Genomic DNA, 24,719 nt, shown 5'->3' with positions numbered 1-24,719 from the left:
TGTCATGTCTCGCACTATCTGAATCGAGTTTCTCGATGTCCGCTACCACGTTACCCGAGAAGGAAAATGATGCATAGGAGGATACTACATTGCTAGACCTTACCCCATTTTTTCGAGAAATGATGGTGGAAGTTAGACGATTTCTATTGATTGAGTAACGCATCTCGACAAAAACTCCACACTCTTTCTTTATCAACTCATCATAACTAATCCGCTTTCGCTGAAAAACGAGCCAGCACTTCATAGCAAGCGCCTTGTTCATCGCTCAGCGATTGCACTAGCACAAAATCACTCACCTGCCAGCATACTTTGGATTGTCTCGGTAGAGGTGCATCGCTCCATTTGGCATTTCGGAGTAGTGTCACATGCGGCTTATATGGCCGCTGCTCGAATTGAAAACGATGATTAAGTAGCTTGCTTTGAAGTTCGTTCACCAGAGACGTGTGCTGGGACGGGACTACCTCCGGCGCAGCATACACAATATGGTTATGACCCCAATAGTGCGCCTCTAACAATTCTAGATAAAAACGCTGAAAATCCACCTCTCGCGCCGCCAACTGCAATGCTTCCAGACGATTCTCTGCCACCTCGCCGAGGAACATCAACGTGACATGCAAAGTGGCAGGTCGCATAGCCCTGCCATCGCACAACTCATGTAATAGTGGTTGCCATAAGGCCAGCGCAGTGCGCTCTGTTTCACTCGGCCATAGCGCGAAGAACAGCCGCCACTTTTTTTTTTCCTGAATTGATATCATTCCAAAATGTTAACCCCATCCTTTGTCATGGTCGAGTCACTGCGCTCGTTGCAGAAAAAAGTTGTACAAAAGTGCAATCATTGGGGTCAATCAATGGGTGACCCTATTGAAATACTATTGGAATATTTCCTCGTTCAACCTTCACGTTATGAGTCGGCGTTTTGGCTAGTAACAGCTAGCTCTAACCCTACTGGGAAAGCCATCCCAGATCTCAAGCCCCGTGATCTGACTCTGTACCTCAGGATGTCCACCACTGTAAGAGTTGTCTAGCATGATCCGGGTGATGGGGAGCTCGTAATCTCCCATATTGGGTCCGTGATGATCGACATGACGCAAGATTGAGTAAGCAGCAGTAACAGACTTTCTTTTGTCATGTCTCGCACTATCTGAATCGAATTTCTCGATGTCCACTACCACGTTACCCGAGAAGGAAAATGATGCATAGGTGGATGCTACATAGCTAGACCCCATTTTCGCATTTTTCGCCGCCTGTCCTTTCGCAAGCGGACAACCAGGATATATCCATGATGAAACCCGGAAAAAAACCTCAGCACAACCTTCGTCATGTGTGCCTTGCTCGCGGCAGCAATATTCGGCTGCCAAAAACAGGAAGGCCCGGCAACGCTTTGTGCCGGTTGCGCTATGTTCGCTAACGCATACAACACATGCAATTAACGGTATATAATAATTTCGAAATTCTATATGAATATCTTCAGGAGGATTAATTCAATGAGCATTAAGACCACTTTCAGCACTCAAGTCCGGCACACTGTGCCTCCTGAGGTCTCCAGTTTTAGTCGAAGTTTTCGTAGCTTGGTGGCAGGTTTAGGCGCAGCGTTTTTATTTGTTTCCGCCCCGGCACTGGCCGCGACTGCACCAAACCTTGGAACATCAGCCACATATGGCATTCTCGGCAGTACATACACCAATACCGCAGCAGGAACCACTATCAATGGGGATGTTGGATATGTTACCGGGCCCGCGGTAGTGCCCACGGTGAATGGCACGACACACATTAACGATGGTCCATATGCCACAGCAGGAGGAAACCAGGGCACTGCCTTAGTTAATTTGAACAGTCAGTCCTGTACGTCTCTCGGCGTTGGTGCGGTTGCTCTAGACAGTATAAATCTTGGAGCCGGGCCTGGAGTCTTCCCTCCGGGTTGCTATTCCAGCGGTGGCGCAATGACGATAACCTTAAGCACGACGGTGACTCTCAGTGGCGCCGGTGTTTACATCTTCAGGTCAGGGGGGGCGATTACTACAGGAGCCAATTCCAGAGTCGTCGTGTCAGGTGGTGCCTGCGAGTCTGATGTATTTTGGACTGCCATCGGCGCCACGACACTTGGAGCAAATGCTGCAGCGTCAGCTACACCTACATTCGTGGGAACTATCATTGATGATGCTGGCATCGCGCTTGGACATTTTGCAAACGTGACAGGAAGAGCCTTGGCATTTGGCGGAACAGTCTCGACCGATGCAAATACAATTACTGTCCCTACTTGCACCCCATTCGTTACTCCGGTGCCACCTGGGGGGCAAGCCACGAGCAGCAAGGTCTTCTTCCCGACCACCATCGCTGCGGGCGGTGTCTCGAGGCTCACCATTACTTTGAGCAATAACAACGTTGGTGTCGCCACTGTGGCTGCGGGGGGCTTCAACGACAACTTGCCCTCTGGGATGGTGATCGCACCTACCCCGAATGTTACCACCAGCTGTGGTGGGTTGCCGACGGCGACCGCGGGAACTTCGACCGTGTCCTTGCCGGCTGGGACTACGATCCCGGGCGGCGCGCCCGGCACTTGTGCGTTGGCGGTGGACGTGACCGCAGCCGCATCAGGCAGCTACCTCAACCAACTGCCCGTCTTGCATACCAATTTCACCGACGCCAACCTCCCTGCCGGCGTGTCATTGATCGTCTCTGCGCTGGCTCCCGCCACGGCCATCCCCACGCTGTCCGAGTGGGCGATGATCATGCTTGTCACACTCCTGGCCATGGTAGGCCTAGTAGCAGTACGCAGGACAGGCAAGGTATAACGGGGAGGTTGTAGCAGACCCAGGGGCGCGCGAGCGCCCCTGGGTTTTTTTGTGTGCATAAGGTTGCCAAGTAACTGACATTTCGGCAATGCAATACTTCAGTTTATTCCGGATTCTGTGCTATATGAATCAATAGGTAGAGTAGAGGGCAGGCGAGAGCCTGTTCTCTACTCTACCCATTGATTTACGCGGTTCCTGCGTCACCACATCCTACAGGGGCTATGAAACTAAAAAGGAGAAAGAATCATGAACTCGATATTCAAATTTCTAATCCTTGCAGCAGCATGTTCTTTTTTCGGTGTGGCCCAAGCAACCTGCGTGATCGTAGCTGAACCCGACGGTGAATCTTGCACTGGTACCGATCCGCTGAGGGGCGCGTGTGCGTGGACGCCGGTAAATGGTGGTTACATCTGTGCGAGAAACGCTGTAACCGATACTATAGTCGTTCCCAAACATATCCCCCGAGATAAAGTGAAACAGGTCGGTCTAACTGGGCAGGTTCAGAGCACTAACAAGGATACAGTATATGAGAATGCCCAGATAAAGACGAAGCATGACACCGTGAAGAACTCCATCAACAACATCCGATAGCTCGCGCAGGGCGGATGCAATCCGGGATCGGATTTTAAATCTGATTCCACCCGCAGGTAGGCCGTGGTTGCAAGGGGCTAAAGCCCTAATAACCACGCACCGCTAAAAATTTCAAAATTTCGGGTAGAGTAGAGAACAGGCTCTCACCCGCCCTCCCTCCTCAAACCGTGCATGCGCTATTAACGCACACGGCTTTCCGATGTTCTTCACGCCAAGGCATGCACATTTGCACGGCCTACGTTTACTAGCGCGACTGAGGATGTCGCACCTGTACTCAATCATCGAGCGCGTAACAGCAGGTGTCACTTGCTTGGCCTTGGCATAGAGCTCCCTCTGTAGCGTCCTGATCACATCCCGGGGTGGTTAGCAACATGGCAATCCCCTGATCCTCCACTCTTCGGTTGCATGAACAAAGCAGGGTTGGCCCCTCGCTTCGCTCTTCCCTCGTCCGGGGTTATGTTGTCCCTCAAACTCAAACGGTACTATGAACCCCTCCGACTCCCGATGCGGCCTGTTGCGCTTTCGTTTCCTTATACGCCACAGTCGGTGGCCTCCCCACCACCGCACCGGGTCTCCAGCACTGGACTGTTTGCCTTCCGTATCATGCCGCCCCTGCTACCCCGGGAGTCGATGCACGCCACTTCCGTTGTTTCAGCGTACATCCAGCGGCCTTCCCCTTCTGACCACAGGGTCGGCTTCTCCAATTCGTTTACGAGGCTACGTGTAGGTTCACTTGCGTTGCGGCCTGATACTTTGCCAATTGGGAACTTACGACACAGAATTACTTCGGCGCCGCTCCCTTGAACTACCAAGGTGTACGGACAGCTCCTTGGACGGGACTTCAACCCGCTAGATCAAACAGTTGTTACTGCGAACGGTCAGATCTAACATCCCAACAAACTCTGTAACACTTCACAAATGGCTAGACCACTCAAACTGGAGTTTTCGGGCCTTTCGTGGAACATCACAGGCAGACAAAAAATCATGAATAGCTCAAAGGCAAAGAAGGTTAATCACCTTTCAGTGTCTGACCTGTTGATCTCAGGGAAACGTCGTGAGAGCACATCGTCTTTACCACTTTTTTTTACCTCATACATCAACTCATCGGCAGCTTTCAGCATTGCAGGGAACAAACGATCAGCTTCGCCGAACCACGCTATACCGATACTTCCCCTCACTGGCGGGAAGTCTTGAAGTGCAGCGTTCACCGCAATGGAAATTTTCCGACCTGCCTCGACAGCTGCTTCGTATCCAATTTCTAAAAGCAGAACGGCAAATTCGTCGCCACCCAATCGCGCGACTCGATCGCTAGAGCGCGAGGCGCCGCGCAAAGCCCCGGCTGTCGCCCGCAGTGCCATGTCCCCAGCATCATGGCCCTTGGTGTCGTTAAGCTGTTTAAAGTCGTCCAGATCCAGAATAATAACGGCCAATGGGTGAGCATAGCGCTTCGTGCGCTCAACTTCGGAGGTGCCAGCCTCGAGAAAGGCGCGCCTGTTATGAAGCCCAGTCAATGCATCCCGGGTCGCGCGTTCGTGCTCTCTTTCAAATTGCAGGCGAACCTGAGTGGCAAGGAGAGCTACCAGGCTGTAGGTCATTAAGTGGGTTAATGCGTTTACCCACGGAATCCACTGGGCGCTGTATTGTCGCTCTGAAGCAATATCGCCCACGAGCCACATCGCAGATGCCAGAAAAGCCATAGACAAACCATTCCTTTTTCCACCTATCCATGTAATCACAAGCACCGGCAGCACCGCCAAGGATGCAAAATTGAACTCGGCGTCAGTTGCTATCCGAAACGCAATAATAAGAAGGAATACACTGACGCAGATTGACCATACAATCCAGAGGCGCCAACCGGTCCAGATGGTACCGAGGAGGAAATTAGGAATCCTTACCTTTTTCATATTTATTGAGGGCGCCTCTAAAAATTCAAGTTTCTAGGCAAGACAAGACACGAGAAAAAAATTTGAGCGCGGCATATAGTTGATATGTAAGCGATAATTTTTTTCGAGCAACGCCGTATTGTGACGAAAATTGGATTTTTAGAGGTGCCCTTGAACCAGTCATCAAGTAGTAAGCGGTTCGCTCTGTTCATTTTAAAGGTAGGGTGAATTTGGGCAAACTCAAACAGGACGGGTTCAAGTTTCGAAATGGCCGGCTATAGCCCCCCTGCATGATGCGATATTATTTAACGCGGCTTTTCCAAATTTACACTATTCCCCGCTGCTAAGCGGGAGGCAGATCTAACATTCCAACAAACTTTGTTCACTCCACAGATAGCTAGTCCACTCAGGCTGGAATTGTCAGGTGTCCTTTATCACGTCACCTCGCGCAAGGAATGAAATTTACAGTCAGCCGATCCCTCTTTCTTCCAAGGTCACGCGTTCGAGATATTCAGGTATGACACACGGCCAACGCAATTCTTCCTCGATACGATGGCGCAGCGCATCCGCCGCATCAGGCTCGCCATGGGTAATGAAAGTGTGGCGCGGCGGCTGGGTGAATCCTTTGAGCCAGCCGATAATCTCGTCGGCATCGGCATGCGCGGAAAGATTTTCCAGCATCCGCACTTCGGCGCGTACCGGGATGTATTCGCCGTGAATCTTGATTACCTCCGCTCCATTCATCAGACTGGCACCGCGTGTCCCGCCGGCTTGAAAGCCGGTAAACAGAATTGTATTTCGCGGATCTGGTGCGAACGCTTTCAGGTGATGGGTAACGCGACCGCCGGTCGCCATGCCGCTTGCGGCCAAAATAATCATTGGTCCATGCGACCGGTTAAGTTGCTGCGATTCTTCAACACTGTTGACGATCCGCGCCGCGCCACATAAGGCATCGCATTGCGCCGGAGTCAGGCGGTGCTCGCCGTGATGCTGATGGAAAATCCGTGTCGCATCGACGGCCATCGGGCTATTCAGATAAACAGGGTAATCAGGAATGGCTTTGCGAGCCTTCAGCAAATGAATGCAGTACATCAGCGTCTGGGCGCGGCCCACCGCAAAAGTCGGGATCAATACCACTCCCCCGCGGCTAGCTGTCTTATTGATGATTTCGGCAAGCACAACCAGCGGGTCGGCGGCGTCATGGCGACGGTTGCCATAGGTCGATTCGACCACCAGGTAATCCACCTTTTCGATGCGGGACGGAGCGGCCATCACCAGATCGTGCGGTCGACCGAGGTCACCGGAAAACAACAGCGAGGTTCGTGGCGTGTTCAGGGCAACGAATGCAGAGCCCAGAATATGGCCGGATGGCAACAGGCGTAATGTAAATCCGTTGCCGAGTTGAACTTCGCGTTCGAACTCGATCGGACGAAATAGGCTTAAACAGCGTTCGGCATCTTCACGCGTATAAAGCGGCAGGGCCGGCTTGTGTTTGGAAAAACCCCGATGGTTTGCGTAGTTTGCCTCCTCTTCCTGCAAATGTCCGCTGTCCGGAAGCAGTATCTCGCAAAGATCACGGGTCGCTTCCGAGCAATAAACCATTCCGGAGAAGCCGTTCTTGGCAAGCAACGGCAAGTAGCCGCTGTGATCGATATGCGCGTGAGTCAGGATTACGCATTCGATAGTGGACGGATCGCATGGAAACGGCGCCCAGTTTTTCAGCCGCAACGGCTTGTATCCCTGGAACAAACCGCAATCAACCAGGATGCGGCGCGAGTCATGCTCAATCAGGTATTTCGATCCGGTGACCGTTCCGGTTGCCCCGAGAAATTGAATGGTAGTCATAATCTGTAGCCCTCATTAGCCGTGTCGACGTCTCCCGCGACATATTCGGGTTTAACCTGGAAGTACAGTTTCGATAATAGGCCGATAGGCCAACATGGTATAGCTTTTCCCCACACACGAAAAGCATCCTTCTTTCGCAACTTTGCAGTGCAATATTGGAATAGGGCCGCGAATAGCGGTGATATGGCTTATCGAGCAATTCTGCCGTCCGGTTCAGATTGAAGCTTGCGAGAGCATCCATCGGATCGAGATCGTTCCCGGCTGAGACCTGCTGCGCTGGCGTCAACGGCGTTTTTTGTCAGGCGCGGTGCCGACTCTCGCCAGTGGTCACGCCCCCGGCGATTATGTGCGCCACGCGCAGGGGCTCCGGCAGATGGCCGTTTTGCTGCAGGCCGGCGAGTAGCCTTGCCGTATTCTCCGGCGTGATGCCGCAGCGCTGCACATAGAGCCCGGCCATCGGTTCCATGGGGCCTGCCGCCTCGACCAGGCGCCATTTGCGGGCACCGCCCGGCACCCGCTGCAGCAGGGCCTCGCGGATCGCCTGAAAGTCGGGCAGGTGGCGCGCAACCACCAGCACCGGCAATCCCGTGGCTTGGTGCAGCCGCTGCAGATCGACCACATTGAAACCCGCAAAAGCGATGCCCTGCAATAGGACGGCCTGAAGCTGGTCGAAATATTTGCTGCCGGTGAGGCGGTCGATCAGCCGTTGCGCGGCATTGGCCCCGTCGCGCCTGACCCGGGTCGAGATCACACCGTCCAGTCGTGTGCCGGCAAAGACCGCGCCCACCACCAGCACGTCGCCCCGGTAGCTGCGATCGAATGGGGCATCGTCGAAGCCCACTACATGGGAGATACGCCGCCCGCCGAAGTCGGTATCCCCTTGGGCGCGGGGTTGTCTATTGGAATGATTTGGCATAGCCTCTAATTATAGTATCCAAATCATGGTCTGCTTCGCATGCTTCTCTTTCGCGCAATCTTCGATGCACTGTCCCACTTTCGTGCGACCACCGCTGTCGGTGCAGTTCAGGCAACCGATCAATGCAGCCGGTAATCGAACACCCTTGGCAGTTGACGCCTGCCGAGGCCGCGGTGCTGCAGAATGAATTGAGGCAGCGGGTGGAACGCGTCGATCGCTTGCCGGCAATCCGGCACGTGGCAGGTGTGGACGTGGGCTTCGAAGCAGGAGGGCGCGTGATGCGGGCGGCGGTGGCCGTGCTCGCATTTCCCGGCCTGGAACTGGTGGAGACATCCGTGGCCCGTTGCCCAACGGCATTCCCCTACGTGCCCGGACTGCTGGCATTCCGCGAGCTGCCGGCTGTGCTGGCAGCCTTGACCAAGCTGAATATTACTCCCGATCTTATCCTCTGCGACGGCCAAGGCATCGCGCACCCGCGCCGCTTAGGCATCGCCAGCCATCTCGGGGTGCTGCTGGATGTCCCCACCATCGGGGTGGCCAAGACCCGGCTCATCGGCCGTCATGACGAACTGCAGGACGTGAAAGGGGCATGGACACCGCTGACCGACGGCGCAGAGACCATCGGGGCGGTAGTGCGCACCCGCGCCGGCGTGAAGCCGGTCTACGTCTCCATCGGTCACCGCGTGAGTCTCGAGACCGCCATAGAACTCACGCTCGCCTGCGTCACCCGCTACCGCCTGCCGGAGACCACGCGCCACGCCCACCATCTGGCCTCGGCGAAAATGGACGGCGCGTAATTGGTGCGGCCTTTCAACGGCAGCAGCTGACACCACGCATCCGCGTTATACCTTGGGCGGTGCTTGTTGGGGCTCCATGCTCTCAACTTGAGGTATGCCTTTTCCCGGATGCTGCTTGATGATCCGCTTAATTGCATCGTCCTCCCAGAAGCCGTGGGCGCCGCCCTCCTGCATTCCGAACTCGGTCGTATCGACTGGTGCGGGCTCGGCCTCCTCCGAAAAAAGTTCAACTTCGGCCGCAAGCCAATCATCAAGATCATGACCCGGAACAAGGTCACGCTGCACGTACCGAAAATAGGCTGCCTCCCGGATCATGTTCCAGCGTTGCTCGGGACCGATATCACCTTCCGGAGAATCATTAAAGCGGTCTCTCGGAGTAACCAGCCCACTTGTCTTTTTAGCCATCATTGCACCTCCCATGGTTGATCAAAGAAACAAAATATTCAGTAAAAATTGCTTACATCAATAAAAAGCGAAACCTTGCTGAGGTTCCGGAATTCATCTTGAATGGCGAGTGACACCGAGCCACACATAGATCATCGTTAAAGCAGGAACGGGCGGAGCTTTAATTATTAATAATAACAACTAGTTGTGATGCTTAGAACAACCACGAACAAAGGGTCGCTCGTTCGAACCGATTCGGCCAGCCACACCATCACCAGTTCCTTGCACGTCAGGTCTGCCACTAATGGAGATCATCAGCCACACTCCGCCCTGCTTAAGATAGACCTCACTCCACCTCCCAGTAACGTCGAGCGAAACTGCCCCTTTGGGAATAATCGTAGCGGAATAGGAGTAGTGGACTACGCCGACCTGCTCCTCGTAAACCTGAACGCTCAGGGGCTTGAGGGCATACTCCCGAACTTCCGGCGAGTCACCTGATACCGAATGAACTGCAAACTCGCGGCCGTGCGGAAGCGGAGTGCTCATGTCCCATCCAACATAGTCAGGGTGAAGCGTGGAGCGAATCTTGGATTCATCTCGGTTCTGCGACAAAGCCCATAGATCCATAACGCGCTGCCACAATTCCCGCTGATCTGGGGAGAAGTCGATGATGGGTAAATGGACCGTCATGATCTCTCCTGATAGGCGTAACAATTATTAGACCGCCCTGGTAGTCAGTTTGCCCCAGCCTTAAGCTGGTCCGCCCGCCGATGGCCCTTGGCGGCGATGGTGTCTCCCATCACGGTCACGTCAAAGATGCAGTTGGCGAAGATGGCTTTGTTCTTGATGCCACGGCAAGCTCTTTTGGCGATGTCGGGGCGAGGCTCTCTCACCTTGGGGGTGGGGCCATGCACGGTGGTGCTAGTGCAGGACTTGCCACTTTCGGGCGGCCAGTTGGCGTCGGTGAAGTCGGCGGTGGCGGTGCCTGTGGCATAGTCAAACAAGGTGGTGCTATCGCTCACGCGCCATGCGTCGGCAAACTTGTGGTTGAGCAGCACATGCCGGTCAAGCAGCGAGGCAGGTTTAGGACCAAAGCTTGAGCCGTCAGGCGCGCGCGGCAACCAGTCTGCCGTAAGAATGGGTCCCATCACGCCTTCGCGCGCCGGGGTGTTGAACACCTGCACGTCCAGGTACCAGTAGCCTTGTGACGCCCAGAAGAGCGGAATGACGACCACGCGCGTGCCGTCGGCCAAGCGTATGTCGATCTCACCGCTTGCCTTGGCTTTTTTGATGACGTTCCCGCCGCCCAGATCGAAGCCTCTCGCGGGGTTGACGGGTACGCCATCCACGCGCAGTTGCAGCCGCTCTGCGCTGGCAGACGCCCCACCCGCAGGTTGGTAAGTGATGCGGTGCTTGCCCACGCGCAGGGCCACTGCCGTGTTCAGGCTCACGCAGCTTGCCAAACCGGTGTGAGGATTGGCGCCAGGGGTAAAGGTAGTGATCACAGGGCTCTGCCGGGTTTGCAGTTCAAAGTTGGTGTCCTCGTTCTTGAGGGCGGTGAACTCGCCCGCCGCTTGAAAATCGTAATTGATGCCGTTAGTGGTAGTGATGTGCGGATCACCTGCGTCGGCAGAGCTTGAGTTGGGCGGGCCACCGCACCATGCATTTCTGAATGCGTTGGCCACAGTGGATTCGCTGCCGGGGCTGCCCGGAGGCATGGTTTTGGTGATCGCCTGCGCGAGAACTGTGTTGCAGTATTGAGAAATTTGATTTGACAGATGTGGGAAGCGCCCGTTGCCACCTTTGACGTGGCAAGCGCGGCATTCTACAGGTACGGTGGAGCCGGCCTGCGATAACTGGTTTTGCGGCCACGATCCTCCTACGATGGGATCGTAGCGGTTGACCGCCATTGAGGGCAAATTCTGTGGCGCTGCGGAAAGGCTCTCCCACAACACTGCCGGGCCGCTGGTGGCGAGATTGCTCTTGGGGTGAATGATGAACGGGTTTTCTCCGGCATGGCAATCGGTGCAGACACCGCCCGGGCCGAATTCAATCTCCTTTCCTCCGGCTTGATACTTGCCCCCGGCTGTGCTTGGTACACCAATGGGTATCTGGGTTCCCGCCGGGATACCAAAGGACTGGACAGTGCCGTTTACAGTCCACTGGTTGTCCCAAAAGCAGACTTTGGAGCTTTGCTTGCCCATGCAGATTACACCGTCAAGGGAAGCCGTGCTCAATGTAGCGTCCGTGTACCGGGGTAATGCATAGCACATGCCCTCCGGTGAAGTGCTGCGGTAGGTGCGCACCTCCGCAGGTGATCCTACGATGAACTGGTTTCCCGTAGGAATAAAGCCTTGAGATTTCCAGCCCGCCAGCCCAGCGGGATCCATCACATTGATCGTGGGCGGAATCGGCACGCCGGCTGCCTTGCATTCATCGATGTAGGCCTGCCCTGAGTTGGCGGTAATTGACATCACCTGCCCGCCACCAGCGGGCTTGAATGACAGGGACTCAAGTCGCTTTACAACATCCGGGCGCGGGGTGAATGGCTCACGCCTTTCAACCACCTTCAAATCGTCCTGCTCGGGCAGCTTCCAGTTCATGGCGTGCCGCAGTGCGCGTAGCTTACCTGCCGTTTGAAACTTAAGATTGACTGACGATGTGTTGGCCAACAACCATTCAAGTGCCATGTGCTGCACTACAAGCCCATCCTGCCCGTCGGCATTGATCCCGACACGCAGGCGTTTTTCATAATTAGCAAATTCGCGCTTCTTGGCCGCAGTCAAATCCGACAGCAGCTTGTTGCGGTACCAGGTCTGTGCCTCGGCGGCAAAACCCAGCGTCAAAGGAATCTGGTGCCCGTCTGGGCCAAAAAAACCGCCGTGCCCGGCAGCAGCAATGGGTTCCCGCTCTTGGTCTTGTGCCCGAGCGGCTTGCGGCCACAGAACACCCAATATCCCTGCAAGAAAGCAAAATGCAAGAACATAAGCAAGTCTTTCAACAAGACTGTATTGATTTTGAGAGCGCCGATTATCATTCCATCCGAGAGTAGGTATCCACATGATTTGATCTCCTTATACGTCTTTAAGACTGAGCTAGCCTAACGCCGTGACGATTATTGATGGTGCCAAGTGAAGCTTGAAGTGGAAGATGCCATCACTGTGCAGTTTGAGCAGCAGAGACGTGCAAATATATCCTTGCCGGATCAATAATTCGCCCGCCGAAGAAGTCCCTCGCCAGAAATTCGCAGTAACTTGACTGTGCCACCGTGACTTCATAATAGAGCGACATCTAAAAAAATTAAATAAGCAAATTCCCTATTTTTAACTAGAATAGCTCTTAAAATATGCGGCGTATAAAATGTTGGATTCAACTTTGAAAGGCAAATTTTTAAGCAAGCTGCGGTAGTATCAGATCCATTAAACGACCAAGTAGAAGGGACACAAATGAAGCCCTACAAAGAACTCCCAAATTCATTTTGTTGATTTTGAGAGAGATAAGTCAGCCCGCTTTGTATAATGTGGGCACCGCCCATAAATTCCGGAAGCTAATCATCTTCAGGTGACAGACTCCTACAGTGTTCATAAGCCAAACAGCATCCCTTTGCAGAACTCATCCGGGTTTATGAAGTACTGAAGATGAAATCAGGAAGTCAAACTCATCAGCACAACCTTAATAGGGTTTGCGCATCCTTGACGGCATTTGTTAACAATTCATTATCGACGTGAGTTACAAGAAGCTCCTCCATAACGCGCTGAATGCGTGGCATGGCTTCTGGATTGAGACGATGAATCTCTCTAAATGCCTCAATAAATAATAGAGTGTTCCTCTCATTGTCATGAGCATACTTTTTTAAGTGATCTGTCACTGAGTTGGAAAGCTCTTTCACAAGCTCAGCCATTTCTATGTTTAGTTCGTCTTGATTTGCCACGAGAGCTCCTTTTTGTTGTTGTTGAAGGTATAGAGCAGAAATAGTAACGCAATTCAATCCTTACTTTTTTGTAATTTATTAAGGAAGACGGTTAGTGGCTATATGCGGTCAGTCGACGACTTCGAATTCAAAAGCAAGATTCGGAGTGCAACATTTCCCAGCGATGGCTAAACTTAAATTATTCATCTTGAAATCGTTGAAAATGCACAATGAACATGGGCACCAAAACAGAACGACTTGCTGCAGCAACCCAGAATGACCCACGTTGGGCTGCCGTGGTCGCTCGCGATCCTGCGGCGGAAGGAAAATTCTTCTACTCAGTTAAATCCACCGGGGTCTATTGTCGTCCCTCTTGCGCATCTCGACCCGCCCGGCCCGAGAACGTGCAATTCCATCTTACTGCCGCAAATGCCGAACGCGCCGGTTTTCGCCCCTGCAAACGATGTAAGCCGGATCAACCCCAGATGACCGAGCAACACACTATCTTGGTGGCCGAACTGTGCCGATTCATCGAGAAGGCCGAACAGACACCCAGCCTCCATGAATTGGCGAAATATGCCGGACTCAGCACCTACCACCTGCATCGCATCTTCAAGGCCGTCACCGGTGTGTCCCCAAAAACTTACGCGGCGGCCCATCGAGCTTCCCGCGTCCGCGCCGAGCTGAAACGGAGCAACACAGTCACCGAGGCGATCTATGGTGCCGGCTACAGTTCCAACGGGCGTTTTTACGAAAAGTCGAGTCAGGTCTTGGGCATGACGCCGACCAACTACCGCTCCGGTGGGGCCAATACTGAAATACGCTTCGCCATCGGCCAGTGCTCGCTCGGGGCGATACTGGTGGCGGCCAGCAAACGCGGCGTCTGTGCCATTCTCATGGGCGATGACCCCGATGCATTGGCGCGTGACCTGCAGGATCGTTTTCCTCGCGCTATTCTGGTGGGCAGTGATGCGGAATTTGAGCAACTCGTAGCAAAGGTGGTGGGCTTCGTCGAAGCGCCGGGGATAGGCCTAGATCTACCACTGGATGTGCAGGGCACAGCTTTCCAGCAGCGCGTCTGGCAGGCCCTGCAAGAAATTCCTGCCGGCGAAACCGTCAGCTATACCGACGTCGCCCAACGCATCGGTGCACCTAGGGCTGTTCGTGCAGTGGCCGGGGCTTGTGCCGCCAACGCGCTGGCGGTGGCGATTCCATGCCATCGCGTAGTGCGTATCGATGGCGGCTTGTCCGGTTACCGCTGGGGCGTCGAACGAAAACACGCATTGCTTGATCGAGAAGTGCAGGCATGGCTGCTCGAAAAAAGTCATATGCAGACTCCTTGAACAGGTTGGAACGACCTCGAATACATCGCGCATCACCGAGGCAATAAAGGCAATTACCATGATCGCCCGAAAATAGATTTTCATAATATCGCTGCCTGTAATAAAAGGTTTTACAGGAAGACGCCGGTACTGGTGAAAAACAAGGACATAATGAATGGTGAAAAAAGAACGCGTATCATATTGCATGCGCGTTTAACCGGAATATAGTGATCTCAGCGGGTTTAGTGGATGAGGTGTTAGCTGTGTATTATTTTGAATTTAAGTGTAACAAGGACTGTATATATCTCAGTCGTTGCGAATCTTCAAATTCTGCGTCAGTTCTGGCCAAGCGGGTAGTGAGTTTATGTCGTGGTTGCCGAGGTTCCTGGTTCAGGTTTAGCATCGTCATGGTAAGGCCAGTAGTGTTAACGTTTGGTCATCCAATCACGAAAAGTGACTGGTAGCACGCGTTCACAAAAGTGGTTAAACATTTTGTGTTCAATCTTTTCATTGGCGTTATTCAAATAGACACTCATTTTTGATGCGACTATTTGGTATCTCAATCGATGCGACTCTCTCACTTCTGCATTAATGATAGCTGAGCTCAAGGCTTGCAAGTTATTCGGCTGTCCGGGTTGTTGAATCAGGTTAAGCATCTTCATCTCCTTATGAATGTATTGACGCAGGATAATGAAACAATGTTTCAGGGAAATTACAGAAAAATGAAAAATTTATTAAAGTGGTGTCGTAGCTTTTGTTTAGGAAGATAGGAGATTAGAATTCTTTGCGAATTGACCCCTCACTACATATACCCCGGCTTTATTGATGTTGAAACACACACCGCCAAGTTAACGGCGAAAGGTGATCCACTGCGAAACTCAATGCCTAGGCCAACTGGGAAGCCTTTCGACCTGATTTGGAACGTGCGCATGTCAAGGAAAGGAAAAGAAAAAGGACATTTAGAAGCAGTATTGATTTAATGATCTAAAGAAACTCCGGCGACATCACCGCGCGCAGTGCGGTTTGCGTTTTGTCACCGTGCAAACGGTTGCTAAACCACCACACTCCGCCCTTCTTGATGCCCCAGTCGGCCTCGACGCCCGACAGCAACGCAGCAGCTATGCGCCCCAAGGTAGGCTGATGGCCAACCACAACCACTGCACCTTTGGCATCCGGCCAGCCTGCTGCAGCCATTACCGATATGACGGATGCTCCTGTGCCGACTTCTCTTGTTATTTCGAACTCCCGGCCCAAGGCACTTGCCGTCTGGAGCGCCCGTTTTGCCGGGCTGACCAAGATGCGCGCACCCTCGGGAAGATGGGATTTGAGCCACCGCCCCATCTGTTGAGCCTGTTTTTCGCCTTTTGCGGTAAGTTTGCGTGCATCGTCCAGCAAGCCGTCCTCGGCATCCGCATGCCGCCATAAAATTAGATCCAAAGCCCAGCCCTCCGATAATAAAACAGCCATTCTATATCCCGATTGCTACAGCCACTCACAGCCTGCTCAGAATTCAAGCACATCGCCGCGCTTTAGCATTACCGGACGGAACGTGTCGGCGACCTCGTCGATCTCGCGCATGGTCTCGGCCTCCTTGCCCGGCTCCATGTGAGCTATGTAGATAGCCACATTGCACCGAAGCCGGCGCAGGGCGGTTGCCAGCAGCTCGGGCGTCATATGGCCGGATATCCGAGCTCCCTCGGCATTGCGGTTGAGGAAGGTGCTTTCGATGATCAAACAGGTGAGGCTTTCCATGACGTCGAGCGCTTCCCAGAAAGCGTCGCAAAGCGTGGTGTCTCCGCTGTAGACGACACTTGCGCTGCCGCTGTCCAACCGGTAACCGACCGCCGGAACGGCGTGTTTGGCGGGCAACGGCGTGATGCCGCAGGCGCCGATGCGCACCGTCTGACCAATTGCAACTGGCTCGAACACGATATAAGGTTTGTCCGGGCTCGGCAAGACGCTGTAATCCAGCCATAGCTTGAAATTGAACATGCACTCTTTCAACGTCGCTATGGTTTCCGGTAGCGCATGCACCGTGAGCGGCCCATCGCGCAAGTCCAGCGTGGCGTCGCACAGCAGCGGCAGGAAAGCCGTATGATCGAGGTGGGAGTGGGTGAGAAACACGTGCTCGATCGCCGCCATGCGCTCTAAACTCAGGTCGCCCACGCCCGACCCTGCGTCGATTAGCACATGCTGCTCCAAAGCCAACGCCATGGTGCGCCGCTCGCCGCCCACGCCGCCGCTACAGCCCAATATTTCAAGCCTCATGCTGTTCTCACTTTTGACATTCACTCCACGTGATGTGAAGAAACGGCAGCATTTTTCACCAGTAGCCGCACTATTTGTCTTCTGGTATCCCTCTTTCTCCCTTTGATCTGGGTATTTCTTCACTTGGTTATGTTGGCGCCACCCCCACAAAAGTGGCGTCTACCCATCTGGCTGGCGAGGAACTTGTGATGCATCGCATAGCAGCATGCCGGTATTCGTCGAAATCAGCAAAATAAAGGAGCAGTAGGAGTTTTTTCAAAATTCTGAATTATTCAACAATGCCATGTTGTGTACCTAATTTATGGGCACCTATAAAATTCAGAGTTCTAAACAAGACTAGGCGCGAATAAAAAATGTTGACGCAGCATATAATTGATATGTAAGGAAACATTTTTTGTGAGCAACAAAGTATTGTGACGAAATCTGAATTTTTAGAAGTGCCCTTATAGCAATCCTCACTAAATCTGTCGCAAACGTAGCTGTAGGAAGTGGCGGATTCAAGTTCGAAGTGCAACACATTGCCAATCCACCTTTATTGAATAAAAACCAATGGGTTGATGCTTCTGGCGGGGTCAAGGGCGGCTAAGTCGCGCCACGTGTGGTGCTTGCCTTTGATGCCTCCAGAAGTATCGATCAAACTTAAAAAGGCAATGGGAGCGCCAGTTGCAAATCGTGTTGCACTTCGAACTTGAATCCGCGTCCTGTTTTAGCTGAGCACCCACTCCGCGTCATTGCGCTGAGCATCCACCTCTCCCAGCAGACGCTTGAATTTGACCCAGCCGATGCCCAGCCTGTTCCAGGCGACGTTGGATAAGAATGGCACCAGATCATCATTGCCACCCGGAAATTCCAGCACATGCGCCATTACGTCGGCCAGATGTATCTGGTCGACCAGCGAACCTGCGGGCATACCCATTGGTTTGTGATGGCTGGCGATTGCCACTACTATCTCAGCGGGAAATTTCCAGCGCAATGCAAGTGCCGCGCCGATTTGAGTATGATCGAAACCCAGAACTTCTTGCTCTGCTTCGATCGGGTGGCAATCGTGCTCGGCACGGTATGTCGTGACGCTACGGGACTTCTCTGGGAAATGTGCCGCCAGGATGAGCCGACCGATATCATGGAGCAAGCCAGCGGTGAAGGAATTTTCCATATTGGTGCCGAGCTCGCGGGCCAGCGCGCGCGCGCAAAGTGCGGTGCCGGCGCTGTGCAGCCAGAAGGCGCGCTGATCGTAGCCTGCCACTACCAGGGTCTGGAAGTGTGTCACCACGGCGACCCCATTGATCAGGGTGCGGGCAGCGCGTAGCCCCAACACTGTCAAGACATCCGGTATCGTCGCTACCTGTCTCTGCAGGCCGTAAAAAGAAGAGTTGGCAACACGCAAAAATTTAGCCGCCAGCGCCGGATCCCGCGCGATCCTGTAGGCGACCTGGCCAACATCCACTTCAGGGCGCTGGAGGTAATCCATGAGATCCCATATCACTTCAGGCAAAGCCGGCAGTCGGTCTAGATCGTCCACCACCATTTGCAGAGTGATTTCGCTCATTTGAGTTTCTCCAGTTGGTATTCAAGCACTGCCCGCCGCAGGGCCTTCATGGTGATATTCGAGCCGGCTCGTCTGAACAGGCGTTCTACCTGCCCGCGCAGCGCTTCACGCTGCTCATCGACCTCCGCAATCGTACGCTCGCTCGGCGACAGCACAGCTATCTCGCTCACTCCACAATGCCGCAAACTTTCGATATGGGAAGTGTTGATCACCGTGCCAAGCGGCAGCAGCATATTGCTGCCGCTCATCAGTACTTCGCCCAGCACCATGCCGGGTAGCGTTTGGTCGAGCGGAATTATTTGGATCATTGCTGGCTCGGCAAAAGGACGTGCGGCAGCAGCACGAGCAGGGTACCGCGCGAGCGGGAGTGCTCGCCCATACTGCTGCAGCGCAAACGATAGCGGACACCGTTGATGTCAATGTCCGACTCTGCCGTCAGGGACGAACCCAGCGCCGCGAGGATCGACGCCGGCAGCGAGGCGTAAATATTCCGGCCCAGAAGTAGTTCGCCATTTCCGCAGATCACGTCGGCAGCGGTGTTGGCCAAGGCGACAGTGCGCTCATCGTCGATACCGATGATCGGCCAGGGTAGTTGCTGCAGTACTTCTTGCGCGATGTCGAGCAAAGACTCGTCGCGCATCACCTGCAGATTCTTGTTCGCCAGCAGCTTCTGCAACTGCTCGTTGGCCATTATCATCTGGCTGTTGGTCAAAGCCAATCCTGTGTGCTGGCGGCGGTTCTCGTCGGCCATTTCCTTGTTTCGGAAGGCTTCCTCGATGTTGGCACGAAGGATGCTGTCGTCCCAGGGCTTGGTCAGGAATTTGTAGATCGCCCCCTCATTGATCGCATCCGTCACCGCCTGCAGATCGGTGTAACCGGAAAGTACCAGGCGTACCGTCTCCGGATGCAGCGTCTTGACCCGGCGCAGGAACTCGATCCCACTCATACCGGGCATGCGTTGGCCGGATATAATCACGTCGACCTGATGGCTGGCGAGCAGTTCCAGTCCCTGCTCCGCTCTCCGGGCGGTGAGAATGTCGTAGCCGTCGCGGCATAACAGCTGCTTCAGCGCTGAAAGAATATTTGCTTCGTCGTCGACCAAGAGCAGCGTCCGGCTCCGCTTCAGGCCGGCTATCATCCGGCTGTCCAGCGACCGACCCTCGCGCAGCAAAGCTGTCGCTTCCTCGGCCGGCAGCGGCCGGCTGAAATAATAGCCCTGGACCTCGTCGCAATGGTTGGCGATCAGAAGACCCAGCTGCCCTTCGGTCTCGACCCCCTCGGCCACCACCTTGAGCTTCAGGCTGTGCGCCAGGGTGATGATGGCGCGGGTTATCGAAACATCGTCGGGGTCGGCGATGATGTCCTGAACGAAGGCCCGGTCGACCTTCAGGCTGTCGATTGGAAAGCGCTTAAGATAGGCCAGGCTGGAATAGCCGGTACCGAAATCGTCCACTGTAATTTTTACGCCGATCGCCTTGATCCGCTCCAGGATGCCGATGACGCCATCGGCGTCTTTCATCAACTGGCTCTCGGTCAGTTCCAGCTCCAAGTGAATAGGTGCCAGCTCGCTCGCCGCCAGCGCCTGTCGCACTGTCTCGCACAGGTCGGAGACATGGATCTGCCGTTCGGAGATATTGACCGCCATGCTCGGCGTCCCCAGTCCCTCATCGTGCCAGCACCGCAATTGTGTGCAGGCAGTGGTTAGCACCCATTCGCCGACCGGAACGATCAGGCCGGTTTCCTCCAACAACGGAATGAAGTCGTCCGGCCCCACCAGTCCACGCGCAGGATGCTGCCAACGCAGCAGCGCCTCAAAACCTGTGATTTTTCCGGTGGCGCAACTCACTTTGGGCTGGTAATAGAGCAGGAACTCGCCATTGCTCAGTGCGTGACGGAGGTCTGTTTCCATCCGCATCTTGTTTTGCGTGTTCCGATTCATCTCCATCGTGAAGAACTGGTAGGTGTTGCGCCCCTGATTCTTGGCCCGGAACATCGCTGTGTGGGCGTTACGGATCAGAGCCGCGCTTTCAACGGCATCGTCCGGGAACAAGGTGATGCCGACACTAGCCGAGACGAACAGTTCGTAGCCTTCAATCAGATGCGGCCCGGCGCAACTGTCGATCACTTTGCGCGCCACTATCGCAGCGTCCTCACTATGGGCAATCTCTGGCAGGATGATGCAGAACTCGTCCCCGCCCAGACATCCGACCGTGCCGGTATCGCCCAAGCATGCCGTGAGGCGGCGTGCGACTTCCTGCAGCAGACCATCGCTGATGCCATGCCCTAGCGTGTTAATGACCACCTTGAAATTATCTAGATTGACTGTCAGCACCGCCAATAGCCACTTGTTGCGCAGCGCCGCCATCATTCCTTGATCCAGGCGGTCGTGAATCAGGGTGCGGTTGGGCAGTCCGGTGACGACGTCGTAGTAGGCCAGATAATTTAGCTGCTGCTCTTTTTTGATGTGATCCATCGCGAATGCGATGTCGCCAGCCAGCTCAGTTAACAGCTTCATCTCTTCTTCATGGAAAAATTCGCTCTCGCTAGCGTACAGCGCGAACACGCCTACTGCTTCATCCGAAACAATCAGCGGCAAAACGGCCATCGAGCGAACTTCTGATTCAGTGTATTTCTTGTTGAACAAAACCCTGGGATCGCTTTTAGAATCATTGGACAAGATGGGCTTTTTTTCCCTTATTGCCCGCGCGAGCATGGTATTCGGCGCAGTCTCACTTGATGACAATACGCCTTTGATGGCGGCCAGGAGCGCCTCATCCTTGCCCGCAGAGGCGACTGGGACAATATTCATTGGGCTTTGATCCACGATGGCTATCAAGGCCATGCGGAACCCGCCTGCCTCGACCGCGATCCGGCATGTCTCTTTGAATAGCTCATCGCGTTCACGCACGCGCACGATGAGCGTGTTGATGCTGCTAAGCATGGCATATATGCGGTTGAGATATACGATACTGGCTTCCGCTTTCTTGCGCTCAGTGATGTCTTCGCCGATGCTGGCCGTTCCGATCACCTCGCCGGCTCCCGACCGTAACACCGAATTGTTCCAGCGAATGAGCCGACGCTCGCCAGAACGCGTGAGGATCTCATTCTCGTGATGCCTTGCTTCGGGTTGATTGGCGAGGAGCGCCGCAAAAAATGAGCTTTTTAAATCGCTAATTTCTGGTGGTACGAAAAGCTCAAACCAGTTTCGCCCGATGACTTCCCCGAGTTGCCAACCGGTCAGACGGAGCAGATACTCGTTGCAATACGTAATCCGCGCTTCGCAGTCGAGCATCAATGAAACCAGCTCTACATTACCCAGCAGGTCGCTAAAGCGACGTTCGCTTTCGCGCAGTTCCTGCGCGACCTTTTTTTGCTCAGTTATGTTTAAGTGCATGACCACGACGCCATTCGGATGATCATCAGCCAGGGGGGTTACTGTCAGCAGAAACCAGCACTGTTCCGTCGGTGAATGACAAGGATATTCGAGCGAAAAGCTCTTTACCCCGCCACCCAACACCGATCGAATACCTGCGGCAGCCTGATGAGCTTCGGATGCACCATCTCCCTTTACGCTGTCACAAATCTCCAGGTAATTGACGCCGATCCCATGTCCCTGGCTCAGGAACACATTCGCGCTGGTAACTCGTCGCCATGCCTCGTTCACCGATATGATGAGTCCTTGGGTATCAAGCAAAGCGATATGAGCGGGCAACGCGTTGAGGATGGCGGTCTCGCTGTGACGCATGCGATCCTGGGCGCGCCGTAACAAGAATGGCTGGCCGTCACGGCCCGTTACCGCATCCACCTCGCCTGCCGTTAGCTCCTCCAAGCGTTGTCCGGTCTGGTGCAGGGTCTCGATTAATGCGGAAATTTTCTCATTCGCGTCTTCCGGAGGCGTCGGGTCTTTTGGGTTCATGGCGCGTCGGATTCCAGCCCAAAAGCATCCAACAAGATCTGCGTCTGACTGAGTGTGCCGACGATCATTCGTACGGGGGATGGCGCGAGCTTGACCAGAGTCGGCGTCATGAAAATGCCATCTGTCAGCGCACGCTTCGGCTCCCGAAATACATCCACGATTTCGATCTCGTGTCGATCCGTGAGGTGCGCCCGGCAAAGTGCGGTAAGGTTGGCAAGCGCCTGCGCGGAGTTCGGCGCATCGCCTGCGACATAGAGCCGGAACTTGAACATGACTAGTGGGTTCATGGCGATTTCACTTCCTATCCGGCTTTGTTGCATCGGCTCCACGCAACTCTTCCATGCGGGTGAGACCTTGCGATATCTCCCCCTTGCGACTCTCCGTAGTGCGGACCAACAATTCCTTTTCGACTTGCTTCGCCAAGAGTTCCGTCTGCAGCGACTTCACTCGTACCTCGAGCTCGGCCTCCTCGGCATCGAGCTTGACGCGCTTAAGCTTCGCGGCGACTTCGTTGACCTCGTTCGCGACACGGTCGGCGCGTTCCTTTTGCCAGCGCAGCGCGCCCATTAACACCTCGCCGCCTGCAGTGTAGGTGTCGGCCAGTGTTACACCCGAATCGCTGAGGATCAGCTCGCGCACTTGGTTCGAATGCGCCGTGCCGCGGGACTTGATGATGGACAAGCCCCGGTTGCGCTCCCCGGCCTGTAGTAAGTAGTTGAGGTGGATCCAGGTGTCCGCGATCTTCGAGATCTGTAGTGATGAGCTGCTTTCCGACTGGCTGGACATCTCGTCGAGCAGGCTGGTGCAAACCAAGGTGGTACCGTCGGCCTTAGCCCAGTCGATCAACCGTTCCGCTACACTGCGCGCGGTCAACGCATTGCCGGATTTGGACCATGTGGATACCGGATCGATCACCAGACAACGAGCCCTGTGCTCCTTAGCGAGCGTTTTGATGCGCGCAAGAAATGTTTCTGCACTGCCGGTGATGGTGCGGGCCGAGATCATGCTCAGGCATCCGTTTTTTACATAACGATCCAGCCGGATACCGACCGAGGCCAGGTTACGGATCACCTCGGAACCATCCGAATCAAAACTGACGAACAGGGTGCGCTCGCCGCGCTGGCAGGCTGCATCCGCGAACGCACCGCTCAAGGTGGTTTTGGCCGTGCCTGAGAAGCCGGTGATCAGCACGCTGGCGCCGCGGTAGTAGCCGCCACCCAACATGGTGTCGAGCCGCTCCACTCCGCTGGAAATGCGCTCGCTGGTCACCTTGGCATCCACACGGATCGGCGTATGCGCGAAGGCGACCTCAAATCCGTTTTTGCCGATCACGAACGGCAATTCATCTTCATCGAAGCTGGAGCCGCGATACTTCTGTATGCGCAGGTTGCGTTGCGACACGCCCAGAATCACGCTGTGATTGAGGATCACTGTGCAGTCCACCATGAAGCGCATGAAACCGAAAGGAGACTGGCTCCTGGCGCTTATATATTCCTCACCAGCCTTAAGAGTAATGAGGCCCGTTAGTTCGCGCGCCAATAACCACTCATGCAGCCTATAGATCTCTCTCCTTCTTGCCGCCTCGTCAGGTAGCAGTGTCAATATGACATCCAGGGCATCGAACACAATACGCCGCGCCTTTATTTCATTGGATTTGGCCTCCAGCGCCGCAAGCATCCCGCCGAAATCAAAATCCCCCGACTGGACCAGGTCGGGCATAGGCTGGATATCCATGAAAAACAGCTTTTTCCGCTGCAACTCCGCGAGTTTCCAGCCAAAGCTTTCGGCATTGGCCACGATGCGCTTCGAACTCTCCTCAAAAGCGACAAAGATACCTGGTTCCTTGCACTCCCGCGCGCCATGCACCAGGAATTGCAGCGCGAGTACGGTCTTGCCGGAACCTGGCCCGCCTACCAGCAGCGTCGTGCGGCCCTGTGGTAAACCTCCGCCGGTGATTTCATCGATACCGGCGATGCCGGTCGGCGCTTTGGTTGACACTTTCATGAGGGAAGATCGGACGGATTTCATCTTGTTTCCTGCAGGAAGCATTATGGAGTCTGCCACCGCGATGACAGCTGGCAATACACATCCGGTTCTTTGGTTGCAATTCGCTCGACCGTTTGTTGCCGATGCCAGGCCAGGAAGGACGAAACCTGATGTTTACCAGGCATTGCCTTGGAGGGATAGGCGAATAATCTTGGGTCGTGTCTGGCATCCAATAGGCACAAGTGCTGGGCACATCCAGTGTCGTAGTCGAGAACGGCAGAATTGGGATTGCTCGCAGACATACGCCGCCTCCTGTCAAAACATGGAATGGTCCCGGATGCAGATCATGCGGAGAAAATCGCGGGAGAGCACGAAAAAAATGGCTAAGTCAGGGGAATGGCGATGCCCCACAACTAGTGAAAGTATATCACCTTGTTTACTATAGATGAATGTGCGACAGCACACGTAAATCGCAAAATAATTATTCAGTTTCCAATAGAAAATTTCTCTAGCAGACTGTCGGACTTCGAGTTTTGAAACAGCGTAACATATTGTTTTTTATA

At 54.3% G+C, this 24,719-nt stretch carries 21 protein-coding genes; 4 read left to right on the top strand and 17 right to left on the bottom strand.

The window, feature by feature from the left end; translation table 11 throughout:
- Nucleotides 1–206: 206 nt before the first annotated feature.
- On the bottom strand, nucleotides 207–755 hold the full coding sequence (gene thpR / locus MJ768_RS07440) for an RNA 2',3'-cyclic phosphodiesterase (RefSeq protein ID WP_239289678.1): 549 nt from the start codon (nucleotides 753–755) through the stop codon (nucleotides 207–209).
- Between the two features lie 729 nt (nucleotides 756–1,484).
- Here thpR and MJ768_RS07435 point away from each other — a divergent pair.
- Together MJ768_RS07435 and MJ768_RS07430 are read left to right on the top strand one after the other, a co-directional pair.
- Nucleotides 1,485–2,792: an IPTL-CTERM sorting domain-containing protein gene (locus tag MJ768_RS07435; protein ID WP_239289669.1), complete on the top strand. Its 1,308-nt coding sequence runs from the start codon at nucleotides 1,485–1,487 to the stop codon at nucleotides 2,790–2,792.
- 246 nt (nucleotides 2,793–3,038) lie between these two features.
- Complete coding sequence (locus MJ768_RS07430) at nucleotides 3,039–3,383, top strand: hypothetical protein (RefSeq protein WP_239289667.1); 345 nt, start codon at nucleotides 3,039–3,041, stop codon at nucleotides 3,381–3,383.
- 1,013 nt (nucleotides 3,384–4,396) lie between these two features.
- Here MJ768_RS07430 and MJ768_RS07425 read toward each other — a convergent pair.
- From MJ768_RS07425 to MJ768_RS07415, 3 genes are all read right to left on the bottom strand, one after another.
- Complete coding sequence (locus MJ768_RS07425; RefSeq protein WP_239289665.1) at nucleotides 4,397–5,287, bottom strand: GGDEF domain-containing protein; 891 nt, start codon at nucleotides 5,285–5,287, stop codon at nucleotides 4,397–4,399.
- 447 nt (nucleotides 5,288–5,734) lie between these two features.
- The gene (locus MJ768_RS07420) at nucleotides 5,735–7,111 is read right to left on the bottom strand and encodes an MBL fold metallo-hydrolase RNA specificity domain-containing protein (RefSeq protein WP_239289663.1); all 1,377 of its coding nucleotides are present in this window, start codon (nucleotides 7,109–7,111) and stop codon (nucleotides 5,735–5,737) included.
- A gap of 298 nt (nucleotides 7,112–7,409) precedes the next feature.
- Nucleotides 7,410–7,952, bottom strand: coding sequence for an endonuclease dU (locus MJ768_RS07415; RefSeq protein WP_239289661.1), 543 nt, complete (start codon nucleotides 7,950–7,952; stop codon nucleotides 7,410–7,412).
- A gap of 197 nt (nucleotides 7,953–8,149) precedes the next feature.
- On the opposite strand from MJ768_RS07415, the gene nfi reads away from it, so the two are divergent.
- A complete protein-coding gene (gene nfi, locus MJ768_RS07410; protein WP_239289659.1) occupies nucleotides 8,150–8,824 on the top strand; it encodes a deoxyribonuclease V in 675 nt (224 codons plus the stop codon).
- 45 nt (nucleotides 8,825–8,869) lie between these two features.
- On the opposite strand, the gene MJ768_RS07405 is transcribed toward nfi, so the two are convergent.
- The 4 genes from MJ768_RS07405 to MJ768_RS07390 form a co-directional block, all read right to left on the bottom strand.
- Entirely contained in the window at nucleotides 8,870–9,229 is a 360-nt protein-coding gene (locus tag MJ768_RS07405) for a DUF2934 domain-containing protein (protein WP_239289657.1), read from the bottom strand.
- A 180-nt stretch (nucleotides 9,230–9,409) separates the two neighbouring features.
- Nucleotides 9,410–9,898 (bottom strand): nuclear transport factor 2 family protein, encoded by a 489-nt coding sequence (locus MJ768_RS07400; RefSeq protein ID WP_239289655.1) that lies wholly within the window; start codon nucleotides 9,896–9,898, stop codon nucleotides 9,410–9,412.
- 44 nt (nucleotides 9,899–9,942) lie between these two features.
- Complete coding sequence (locus MJ768_RS07395; RefSeq protein ID WP_239289653.1) at nucleotides 9,943–12,270, bottom strand: hypothetical protein; 2,328 nt, start codon at nucleotides 12,268–12,270, stop codon at nucleotides 9,943–9,945.
- A gap of 599 nt (nucleotides 12,271–12,869) precedes the next feature.
- The gene (locus MJ768_RS07390) at nucleotides 12,870–13,139 is read right to left on the bottom strand and encodes a hypothetical protein (protein ID WP_239289651.1); all 270 of its coding nucleotides are present in this window, start codon (nucleotides 13,137–13,139) and stop codon (nucleotides 12,870–12,872) included.
- A 209-nt stretch (nucleotides 13,140–13,348) separates the two neighbouring features.
- Here MJ768_RS07390 and ada point away from each other — a divergent pair, with 209 nt between their 5' ends.
- Nucleotides 13,349–14,461 (top strand): bifunctional DNA-binding transcriptional regulator/O6-methylguanine-DNA methyltransferase Ada, encoded by a 1,113-nt coding sequence (gene ada, locus MJ768_RS07385; protein ID WP_239289649.1) that lies wholly within the window; start codon nucleotides 13,349–13,351, stop codon nucleotides 14,459–14,461.
- A gap of 404 nt (nucleotides 14,462–14,865) precedes the next feature.
- On the opposite strand, the gene MJ768_RS07380 is transcribed toward ada, so the two are convergent.
- The 9 genes from MJ768_RS07380 to MJ768_RS07340 all read right to left on the bottom strand — a co-directional run bounded on the left by MJ768_RS07380 (nucleotide 14,866) and on the right by MJ768_RS07340 (nucleotide 24,458).
- Nucleotides 14,866–15,096, bottom strand: coding sequence for a hypothetical protein (locus MJ768_RS07380; protein ID WP_239289647.1), 231 nt, complete (start codon nucleotides 15,094–15,096; stop codon nucleotides 14,866–14,868).
- A gap of 328 nt (nucleotides 15,097–15,424) precedes the next feature.
- The gene (locus MJ768_RS07375; protein ID WP_239289711.1) at nucleotides 15,425–15,877 is read right to left on the bottom strand and encodes a SixA phosphatase family protein; all 453 of its coding nucleotides are present in this window, start codon (nucleotides 15,875–15,877) and stop codon (nucleotides 15,425–15,427) included.
- A gap of 66 nt (nucleotides 15,878–15,943) precedes the next feature.
- The gene (locus MJ768_RS07370) at nucleotides 15,944–16,708 is read right to left on the bottom strand and encodes a 3',5'-cyclic-nucleotide phosphodiesterase (protein ID WP_239289645.1); all 765 of its coding nucleotides are present in this window, start codon (nucleotides 16,706–16,708) and stop codon (nucleotides 15,944–15,946) included.
- Nucleotides 16,709–17,414: 706 nt separating this feature from the next.
- Entirely contained in the window at nucleotides 17,415–18,254 is an 840-nt protein-coding gene (locus MJ768_RS07365) for an HDOD domain-containing protein (RefSeq protein ID WP_239289643.1), read from the bottom strand.
- Nucleotides 18,251–18,562 carry a hypothetical protein gene (locus MJ768_RS07360; RefSeq protein WP_239289641.1) on the bottom strand — a complete coding sequence of 104 codons (312 nt, stop codon included), beginning with the start codon at nucleotides 18,560–18,562 and terminating at the stop codon, nucleotides 18,251–18,253. The genes MJ768_RS07365 and MJ768_RS07360 overlap by 4 nt, the downstream gene beginning before the upstream one ends.
- Nucleotides 18,559–22,170: an EAL domain-containing protein gene (locus tag MJ768_RS07355; RefSeq protein WP_239289639.1), complete on the bottom strand. Its 3,612-nt coding sequence runs from the start codon at nucleotides 22,168–22,170 to the stop codon at nucleotides 18,559–18,561. Before MJ768_RS07355 ends, MJ768_RS07360 begins: the two co-directional genes overlap by 4 nt.
- Entirely contained in the window at nucleotides 22,167–22,457 is a 291-nt protein-coding gene (locus MJ768_RS07350) for a circadian clock KaiB family protein (protein WP_239289637.1), read from the bottom strand. The genes MJ768_RS07355 and MJ768_RS07350 overlap by 4 nt, the downstream gene beginning before the upstream one ends.
- A gap of 7 nt (nucleotides 22,458–22,464) precedes the next feature.
- Nucleotides 22,465–24,174 carry a circadian clock protein KaiC gene (gene kaiC, locus MJ768_RS07345; protein WP_239289635.1) on the bottom strand — a complete coding sequence of 570 codons (1,710 nt, stop codon included), beginning with the start codon at nucleotides 24,172–24,174 and terminating at the stop codon, nucleotides 22,465–22,467.
- A 44-nt stretch (nucleotides 24,175–24,218) separates the two neighbouring features.
- Nucleotides 24,219–24,458, bottom strand: coding sequence for a hypothetical protein (locus MJ768_RS07340; protein ID WP_239289633.1), 240 nt, complete (start codon nucleotides 24,456–24,458; stop codon nucleotides 24,219–24,221).
- Nucleotides 24,459–24,719 lie beyond the last annotated feature (261 nt).

This window comes from Candidatus Nitrotoga sp. 1052 (assembly GCF_927312905.1).
Taxonomy (GTDB): domain Bacteria; phylum Pseudomonadota; class Gammaproteobacteria; order Burkholderiales; family Gallionellaceae; genus Nitrotoga.
Note: the sequence above shows the minus strand (reverse complement) of the source record. Positions and strands in the feature narration are given on the sequence as shown.

Excerpts from the sequence above, each read along its gene's own strand:
- MJ768_RS07435 (WP_239289669.1), top strand. The coding sequence starts at position 1,485 with ATGAGCATTAAGACCACTTTCAGCACTCAAGTCCGGCACACTGTGCCT.
- MJ768_RS07430 (WP_239289667.1), top strand. The coding sequence starts at position 3,039 with ATGAACTCGATATTCAAATTTCTAATCCTTGCAGCAGCATGTTCTTTT.
- MJ768_RS07400 (WP_239289655.1), bottom strand. The coding sequence starts at position 9,898 with ATGACGGTCCATTTACCCATCATCGACTTCTCCCCAGATCAGCGGGAA.
- MJ768_RS07425 (WP_239289665.1), bottom strand. The coding sequence starts at position 5,287 with ATGAAAAAGGTAAGGATTCCTAATTTCCTCCTCGGTACCATCTGGACC.
- nfi (WP_239289659.1), top strand. The coding sequence starts at position 8,150 with ATGCAGCCGGTAATCGAACACCCTTGGCAGTTGACGCCTGCCGAGGCC.
- MJ768_RS07395 (WP_239289653.1), bottom strand. The coding sequence starts at position 12,270 with ATGTGGATACCTACTCTCGGATGGAATGATAATCGGCGCTCTCAAAAT.
- MJ768_RS07380 (WP_239289647.1), bottom strand. The coding sequence starts at position 15,096 with ATGCTTAACCTGATTCAACAACCCGGACAGCCGAATAACTTGCAAGCC.
- MJ768_RS07360 (WP_239289641.1), bottom strand. The coding sequence starts at position 18,562 with ATGATCCAAATAATTCCGCTCGACCAAACGCTACCCGGCATGGTGCTG.
- kaiC (WP_239289635.1), bottom strand. The coding sequence starts at position 24,174 with ATGAAAGTGTCAACCAAAGCGCCGACCGGCATCGCCGGTATCGATGAA.
- MJ768_RS07340 (WP_239289633.1), bottom strand. The coding sequence starts at position 24,458 with ATGTCTGCGAGCAATCCCAATTCTGCCGTTCTCGACTACGACACTGGA.
- MJ768_RS07365 (WP_239289643.1), bottom strand. The coding sequence starts at position 18,254 with ATGAGCGAAATCACTCTGCAAATGGTGGTGGACGATCTAGACCGACTG.
- MJ768_RS07355 (WP_239289639.1), bottom strand. The coding sequence starts at position 22,170 with ATGAACCCAAAAGACCCGACGCCTCCGGAAGACGCGAATGAGAAAATT.
- MJ768_RS07350 (WP_239289637.1), bottom strand. The coding sequence starts at position 22,457 with ATGAACCCACTAGTCATGTTCAAGTTCCGGCTCTATGTCGCAGGCGAT.
- ada (WP_239289649.1), top strand. The coding sequence starts at position 13,349 with ATGAACATGGGCACCAAAACAGAACGACTTGCTGCAGCAACCCAGAAT.
- MJ768_RS07420 (WP_239289663.1), bottom strand. The coding sequence starts at position 7,111 with ATGACTACCATTCAATTTCTCGGGGCAACCGGAACGGTCACCGGATCG.
- thpR (WP_239289678.1), bottom strand. The coding sequence starts at position 755 with ATGATATCAATTCAGGAAAAAAAAAAGTGGCGGCTGTTCTTCGCGCTA.
- MJ768_RS07370 (WP_239289645.1), bottom strand. The coding sequence starts at position 16,708 with ATGAGGCTTGAAATATTGGGCTGTAGCGGCGGCGTGGGCGGCGAGCGG.
- MJ768_RS07405 (WP_239289657.1), bottom strand. The coding sequence starts at position 9,229 with ATGGCTAAAAAGACAAGTGGGCTGGTTACTCCGAGAGACCGCTTTAAT.